The organism is Streptomyces sp. AC627_RSS907 (assembly GCF_019049165.1).
This window is the reverse complement of record NZ_JAGMUE010000250.1, coordinates 1-726: the sequence shown is the minus strand read 5'-3', so window position 1 is coordinate 726 and position 726 is coordinate 1. Positions and strand designations below refer to the sequence as shown.

Annotated in this window: 1 protein-coding gene; it reads left to right on the top strand. The window is 78.7% G+C overall.

The features are described 5' to 3' along the window. A partial coding sequence (locus tag KUM32_RS33085) for an SDR family NAD(P)-dependent oxidoreductase (protein WP_217145628.1) occupies positions 1–726 on the top strand: 726 nt, incomplete at both ends.

Here is a 726-nt window from a genome sequence, read left to right as displayed (position 1 = left end):
GGTCTGAGCGGCGCGTTGGCCGCCGAGCGGCAGGAACGCTGGGGTGGCCTGGTCGACCTGCCGGACCGGTGCGGCGCCCGGACGTGGCGCCGGCTGGCGGCGGCGCTGCTCGCCGATGAGGGCGAGAGCGAGCTGGCCGTACGCCCCGACGGCGCGTTCGCACGGCGCCTGGTGCGGGAGGCGACGGCCGGCACCGCCGACGGTGGCACCCTGCGTGGCACGGCGCTGATCAGCGGCGCGAACACCGGCGCCGGCGCGCACGCGGCGCGCTGGGCGGCCGAGGCCGGCGCCGAGCAGGTGCTGCTGGTGGACGCGGCGGCGCCGGACGAGGCGCTGGTGGCGGAGTTGTCCGCGACCGGCGTGCGCGTGGCGACCGCCGTCGCCGACGTGGCCGAACCGGGCGAGCTGGACCGGGTCGTCGCAAGCGTCGCGCCCGAGCTTCCGCTGACCACGGTGGTCCATCTCGCCTGCGAACTCGGTGACGAGGCGGGCCCGTTGGACGCCGAGCGGCTGCGCGGCGAGGGGGCGGGCGCGATGGCCGCGGCGCGCCGGGTGTGCGCGCTGGCCCAGCGGCACGACCTGACGGCCCTGGTCTTGTGCTCGTCGGTCGCCGGCGTCTGCCGCGGCCCGGGGCTCGGCAACCAGGCTCCGACGCACGCCTACGTCAGCGCCCTCGCCCAGGAGTGCCGGGCACACGGTGTGCCCGCCGTGTCGGTGGCCCTGGGC